7 protein-coding genes are annotated in these 6,761 nt (G+C 42.8%); 3 read left to right on the top strand and 4 right to left on the bottom strand.

Translation table 11 applies throughout. From position 1 onward, the window contains the following. Positions 1 to 79: 79 nt before the first annotated feature. The 4 genes from IQ229_RS07500 to IQ229_RS07485 all read right to left on the bottom strand — a co-directional run bounded on the left by IQ229_RS07500 (position 80) and on the right by IQ229_RS07485 (position 3,518). Positions 80 to 1,117: a sensor histidine kinase gene (locus IQ229_RS07500; RefSeq protein ID WP_194042588.1), complete on the bottom strand. Its 1,038-nt coding sequence runs from the start codon at positions 1,115 to 1,117 to the stop codon at positions 80 to 82. Between the two features lie 84 nt (positions 1,118 to 1,201). Next, positions 1,202 to 1,630, bottom strand: coding sequence for a response regulator (locus tag IQ229_RS07495; protein WP_194042586.1), 429 nt, complete (start codon positions 1,628 to 1,630; stop codon positions 1,202 to 1,204). A 15-nt stretch (positions 1,631 to 1,645) separates the two neighbouring features. After that, positions 1,646 to 3,139 carry a sensor histidine kinase gene (locus tag IQ229_RS07490; RefSeq protein WP_228013270.1) on the bottom strand — a complete coding sequence of 498 codons (1,494 nt, stop codon included), beginning with the start codon at positions 3,137 to 3,139 and terminating at the stop codon, positions 1,646 to 1,648. A gap of 127 nt (positions 3,140 to 3,266) precedes the next feature. Beyond that, complete coding sequence (locus IQ229_RS07485) at positions 3,267 to 3,518, bottom strand: hypothetical protein (RefSeq protein ID WP_194042584.1); 252 nt, start codon at positions 3,516 to 3,518, stop codon at positions 3,267 to 3,269. Between the two features lie 659 nt (positions 3,519 to 4,177). On the opposite strand from IQ229_RS07485, the gene IQ229_RS07480 reads away from it, so the two are divergent. The 3 genes from IQ229_RS07480 (at position 4,178) to arsM (ending at position 6,473) form a co-directional block, all read left to right on the top strand. Further along, entirely contained in the window at positions 4,178 to 4,465 is a 288-nt protein-coding gene (locus IQ229_RS07480) for a Mo-dependent nitrogenase C-terminal domain-containing protein (RefSeq protein ID WP_099101389.1), read from the top strand. Between the two features lie 168 nt (positions 4,466 to 4,633). Further along, positions 4,634 to 5,308 carry a response regulator transcription factor gene (locus tag IQ229_RS07475; protein WP_194042582.1) on the top strand — a complete coding sequence of 225 codons (675 nt, stop codon included), beginning with the start codon at positions 4,634 to 4,636 and terminating at the stop codon, positions 5,306 to 5,308. Positions 5,309 to 5,504: 196 nt separating this feature from the next. Beyond that, entirely contained in the window at positions 5,505 to 6,473 is a 969-nt protein-coding gene (gene arsM / locus IQ229_RS07470) for an arsenosugar biosynthesis arsenite methyltransferase ArsM (protein ID WP_194042580.1), read from the top strand. Positions 6,474 to 6,761: the final 288 nt, after the last annotated feature.

Below are 6,761 nucleotides of genomic sequence, written 5' to 3'. Positions count from 1 at the left end.
TTATATCCATTGCTACGATGATTTCATCTTCAACAACTAATATATTTACTGGGTTCATGATTGTGTTTAACTTATAAAGTTAGAAGTTTTTAGTTGGGAATATAATTTTATACTCTACTCCCTTGTTACTGGTAAAATCGATATTGCCTTGTAGCTGATGTATTAGACCTTTGACTAATCGTAAACCTAATGATTCTGTAGCTTGAAAGTCAAAATATTGGGCAAAACCGACACCATTATCACTGATATTAAGTCTAAATAAATTGGGTTGCATGGAGCAAAAGTCAATACAAATTTCTCCCGGTTCTCTTTGGGGAAAGGCATATTTTAGAGAATTTGAAATAAGTTCATTGATAATCAAACCGCAAGGAATAGCTGCATCAATGGCTAGAAAAACCTCCTCAACGTTCATTTTCAAGGTAATATCGCTGGAATTAACGTTGTATGAATAAAATAAATTAGTTACTAAATCTTGAATATAGTCGGCAAAATTAATTCTTGCCAAGTCTTGAGATTGATACAGTTTCTCGTGGATCAGAGCCATTGATTCAATCCGGTTCTGGCTATCTTTAAATACCTCAAGAGCTTGATTGTCCTTGAGATACTCTGCTTGCAGGTTGAGCAGACTGGAAATAATCTGCAAATTATTTTTTACCCGGTGATGAATTTCTTTCAATAGCACCTCTTTTTCTTCAAGCGATGCTTTAATCTGCTCCTCTGCTTGTTTACGCTCCCGTCTCACTAGTGCCTCGCGCAACTCGCGGGCAACAGCAGGGGTAAGTCGTGCTAGATTGCCTTTGATGATGTAGTCATGGGCACCAGCTTTCATCGCGGCGACTGCCGTATCTTCACCAATAGTGCCTGAGACGATAATGAATGGCAGGTCAAGTCCACTTTCCTTGACCTGCTTCAATGCCGCCGGGGCGCTAAAGGTGGGCATGGAATAATCGCAGATCACGATATCCCATGTTTGCCCTGCGATCGCAGCTTTCATGGCTGTGGGTGTATCAATCCGTTCAAAGGTTACTTCGTAGCCACCACGTTGCAGTTCGCGCAGCAGCAACAAAGCGTCGTCTTCTGAATCCTCAACAAGTAATACGCGCAGAGGTATACCCATGTAATTCGTAATTCGTAATTCGTAATTCGTAATTAAGAAAGTCAGCCTTACGTCTATAACCTGATTTTGGAGGATTGGTAAAAGCTATATCCTTGGTGGTGATTCGTTTAAGACAAACCAGTACAATCCTAGTTGTCGCACTGCTTCACTGAATTGGGAAAAGTCTACTGGTTTGCGAACATAGCTGTTGGCTCCCAAGCTGTAACCATTGATTAAGTCTTGCTCCTCTTTGGACGAAGTGAGAATGACGACGGGAAGGATTTTTGTCCTATCGTCGGTTCGTAGCTGTCGCAAAACTTCCATACCATCCATTTTAGGCAACTTCAAATCTAGAAGGATGAGATTCGGCATAACGCTCATGTCGCGATCGGCGTAGACACCTTTACCAAAGAGATAATCTAGAGCTTCCACCCCATCGCGTGCTACCACCACCTCGTTCAGAATATTGTTTTTCTTAAGTGCGCGTAGGGTGAGCGCTTCATCGTCAGGATTGTCTTCTACAAGTAAAATCATGTTGTATTCCTCTATTTAAACGGTGAAGTAAAATGTTGCGCCTTGCTCTACTGCACTTTCAGCCCAGACACGGCCACCATGACGGTGGATAATGCGCTGCACAGTAGCTAGTCCAATGCCAGTGCCTTCAAACTCAGTCATGGCGTGTAGGCGCTGAAAAGCACCGAAGAGTTTCTCAACATAGGCCATATCGAAGCCTGTGCCATCATCGCGGACAAAATATACATGGGTGTCATCTTGCTGTAAAAGCCCAAATTCTATGCGGGCTTTTTGATTTTTTCCTGTAAACTTCCACGCATTACCCAGCAGGTTTTCTAGCACGATCCGTAACAGATGAGTATCACCATTGGCAACCAATCCCGGCGTAATGATAAACTCCACTTGGCGTTCTGGTTGGGTTTTGTGCAACTCTGTAGCGATCGCCTCCACTAGGGCGCTCAGATTAACCTTTTCGTAACGCATCTCACTACGCGTTAATCGTGACAGATTCAGTAAATCGTCGATCAGTTGTGCCATTCGTTGGGTGGCTGCACGCACTCGCTGAAGGTAGTTTTGACCTAATGCGTCCAGCTTGTCAGCATAATCTTCTAGGAGTGCTTGACTAAAGCCATCGATGCTCCGCAAGGGGGCCCGCAGGTCGTGAGACACAGAATAACTAAATGCTTCCATCTCTTTGTTAGTGGCTTCGAGTTGTGCTGTGCGTTCTGCAACTCGCCCCTCAAGCTGGACGTTCAGACGTAGAATCTCTGACTCCGCCTTTTTACGCTCATTAATTTCAGTTTGCAATTCTTCGTTAGTGTTTCTCAGTTCGGCAGTCCGTTTGTTAACCTCTATTTCTAACTCATCGCGAGCCTTTTGCAGAGAATTTTCCATCTGCTTGCGTTTGACGAGTTCCTGATTGGTGATCGTGGCTGCTAAACCGACGATCGCAGAAGCAATAATGCTGCCAAAAATAGTTAGCAAAGTTGTTTGATGAGCGCTGGCGTTCGCCTCCATCGATCGCTGTTTCAACAACTCATTCTCTTCGTTCTCCATAGCTGTGGTCAGCATTCGGATGTCCTCCATAATCTGCTGACCCCGATCTGTCTGAATTATTTGCAGCGCGGACTCCAAGTTTTTGCTCCTAGCGTTAATTGTCTGTTCCATCAAAACCATTTTTTTCGTTATCAGAGGTTCAAGGCGATCGAGCCGCCGCTGTTGATTCGGGTTATCCGCAGTCAATTGGCGTAGAGTCTTAAGTTTCTGAGCAATCTCGCCAGTTGCACTGCGATAGGGTTCCAGATACCGTTCTTTGCCTGTGAGAAGATAGCCTCGTTGTCCAGTCTCTGCATCTCTGATCTGTGACATTACTTCTTTTGTCTTTTCAAGCACCTTGCGTGTATGTGTTACCCATTGAGCGTTTTCTCTATACTGAAGCAAACTAAGATATGAGACTACGCCAACACCAGTCATAATTGCGACTGCTATTACAAAACTGCCTGTATTCTTTTTGTAAATAGCCCATTCCATTTTTTACCTTCCTAGTTGAAAAAGTAGCTGCTGACTAAAGTGGTAAAAACGGTGAGCCAGCTTTTCTACAAGAGGCTACGGGGAGCATCCACTTTTGGAAGAAACACCGGGCGATTGGAAATCGCGGCTACACAAACGAAGTCCGCCTACGCGGACTCTCTGAAACCCGCGCAGGCGGGTTTAGTTTGTATAGCCCCAGACTTCTAGTCTGTTCGCGTAGCGTGCGCCTTAGCGCAGGGCGATCCGCCAAAAGCGGATGCTCCCAGGCTACGCCAATGTGACGCTTTGCGATCGCAGCGTTAGCGCCAGCGCCGTTAGGATCGTCACGCGTTCCCGTCTTTGAAAGAGAAGGGTGACTAGCAGCCCAACTACTCGTCATAGTTTTAGTAACTGATACCAAGTTTCTTAACTTTGAGAGCGAATTAGCTCTAATAAAGGATATCTGTAATTAGTTAATGATTGTGACCGTATATTTTCTGAGACATGAGAAGGCAAATAATAAATTTTGTTAAATTATTAAGTATATTTTCGCAGCTATCTTCACGAGATTTTCGCTTGCATAAATTATATTAATGTGCCATCGCACATCAGCGATTGCACTTAAAAACCTTTATTCATATTAGCTTGATATTAAATTGATCAATAAATGCGTAGACTAAATAGAAACATAAAGTACTATCAGTAACCTGAAAAATTCTGCATCGTCCAGGGATTGAGCCGAAATGTTTGTCAAATAGTGCCAATTTGCTGAAAAACGTTGTCCTGTCTACCTTTTTGTCTTTAAAATCGAGCTTCTCTACTAAAGAAAGGTTAGGGGGTTCAGTTTTGGATGGGTTTTTCACTTCATATTGAAAAATCAGGACAAATTATCGGGAACTGTAGTACTTGAATGTGTAGTTAACACTACTATTTCGATCTCTGTAGAGAACCAAAAAAAAAGTAATAAGTGCATAAAACTCCAAAAGCGAACTGTATTTATATATAGAGGTTCAAATATAAAAAACTCAATCTAGTTTGAAATTATCAAGGTGAAAAATTATGACAAGCTTTATGCAAGTTCACTTACACAACGATCTACTGCACCCAGTCCGCGAATGGTTGGAAACTATAGAAATTCATAACTCCAAATTGGCTCATTTCCTATGCAAAGCTATTCCTGCTCAATGTCCCTTTGAACGAGACATCACGCTGTTTGGTCGGAAGCTATTCCATATTCCACCTATGTGTAAATTAAATCCTCTATACGAGGAAGTGGTTGGTTTGCGTTTTAGAGCGCTCTGTTATCTTGCCGATGAATGTGGTGAAGATATCACAGCTTATTGTTGATAGCCAGTTGGATTGTTCTTCATCGAGCAGCGATCGGTAATTGCAGATTTACGGTTGTTACTTACTTAGGTTTATACTAAGCTAACGTACACCTAATTAGATGTTTGGCTATTAAGTAGCTGGCATTATTGTTGCTTCCCGTATCCTGCTGAAATTATTAAGATCATCATGACGCACATCTTACTGATTGAAGATGAGGTCAAACTGGCACGATTTGTCGAATTGGAATTGAATTATGAAGGCTATCAAGTCAGTATTGCCTACGATGGATTAACTGCACTTACCGCAGCAAGGGAGTTGCATCTGGATTTAGTAATTTTAGACTGGATGTTGCCTGGGTTGTCGGGGTGGGAAATTTGCAGCCGCCTGCGAAGTATAGCTGAGAAAGTGCCGATAATCTTATTAACCGTCAAAGATGAAGTGAGCGATCGCATTGCAGGTTTAGACGCTGGTGCTGATGATTACCTCGTTAAACCCTTCAGCGTTGATGAATTATTAGCCAGAGTCGGCGCTCATCTACGAAGAAGCAACAAAGCAGAGTACGCAGATGTTTTAGAATTTGAAGACCTGAGTTTAAATCGTCGCACGCGCGAAGTGTATCGAGATCGGCGGTTAATTGAGTTAACTGCTAAAGAATTTGATTTACTAGAATATTTACTGGCCCATCCGCGACAGATAATTAGCTGCGATCGCATTTTAGAGGAAGTCTGGGGTTATGACTTCATGGGCGATACCAACATTATTGAACCCTACATTAACTACCTGCGCCTGAAACTTGAAGCCAATAACGAAAAATGCCTTATTCAAACTGTGATCGGTGTTGGCTACACATTGCATGATTGAATTGGGGAGAGACAAGCGAAAGACTTTTCAATAATTCTTCCTTATTCCCTCAGTGCCTATTGCCCAAAAGCAAAAGGCTTCACCATAGCAAACTTTGGTGTTTTTGGCAATCTCCACAAAAACTCATCCAACTTAGAGTTAATTATATTAGGATGCACAAAGCTATCATCATCCAAAATCCAAAACTCAAAGTGGCATGACCTATCTAGAAACAGCAGCGCAGTTCTACCGCGAAGTTGCCCAAACCCCGCAAGTTGGACTTTGTTGTGTACAAAGTACGCCCCTGCAACTACCAGGATTGAAAATTCCTTTGCCAATGCAGGAAATGAATTATGGTTGTGGCACCACTGTTCACCCCACCGAACTAGGAAACCAACCTACAGTGCTGTACGTCGGCGTTGGTGGCGGCTTAGAAGCGTTGCAATTTGCTTATTTTTCCCGTTATGCAAGTGCTGTAATTGCCGTTGAACCGGTTGGAGCCATGCGGGAAGCAGCTGCACGTAATTTGGAAATTGCTGCTCAAGAAAACCCCTGGTTTAACACCAGCTTTGTCGAAATCCGCGAAGGTGATGCTTTTAATTTACCTGTTGCTGATGCTAGCGTTGATATCGTGGCACAAAATTGCCTTTTCAACATCTTTGAACCAGAAGATTTAACTCGTGCTTTAAAAGAAGCATATCGGGTGTTAAAACCAGGTGGACGCTTGCAGATGAGCGATCCAATTGCTACTCGTCCTATTCCAGCACATCTTCAAGAAGATGAGCGACTGAGAGCCATGTGTTTATCAGGTGCGCTCACATATCAAGAGTATACGGAAAGGATTATAAATGCTGGTTTTGGTCAAGTTGAAATTCGTGCCCGTCGTCCTTATCGCCTACTAGATTCCCAGACTTATAATTTAGAAGAAAACTTACTTTTAGAAAGTCTGGATTCTGTCTCATTTAAAGTTGTAATTCCAGAAGATGGTGCTTGCATTTTCACTGGAAAAACAGCAATTTATGCTGGTTCTGAACCCTTCTTTGACGATTTGGCAGGTCATTTACTTCAGCTAGGTATTCCGGCTGCGGTGTGTGATAAAACTGCTGCTAAACTTGCTGCTAGTAAGCCAGCAGAAATAATTGTTACCGATTCAACCTGGCACTATAGCGGTGGTGGCTGCTGTTAATTTCTTAACAAAGAATTCAGGGCTCAGAATGGGCTAAACGCCCCGCTACCGCTAACAGAATAATTCTGTGTGACACTTCTCTACGAGACGCTTTGCGTAGCTTGCCTCCACGTTCGCACAGCGTGCCGTAGGCAAGTGGTACGACAAGCTCAGTGCATCGTTGGGTAATAAATGCACAATTTGAGTATTTCACTAATTACATTCCGAATTCTGGATTCTGAATTCTTCTTTATAAACTCCAAAATGTTGTTAATTAGTCTATTTTTAGCTACGCTTTTTTTAGCGTAT

Origin of the sequence: Nostoc cf. edaphicum LEGE 07299 (genome assembly GCF_015207245.1) — a bacterium.
Classification (GTDB): domain Bacteria; phylum Cyanobacteriota; class Cyanobacteriia; order Cyanobacteriales; family Nostocaceae; genus Nostoc; species Nostoc edaphicum_B.
This window is presented reverse-complemented; position numbering and strand designations above follow the sequence as displayed.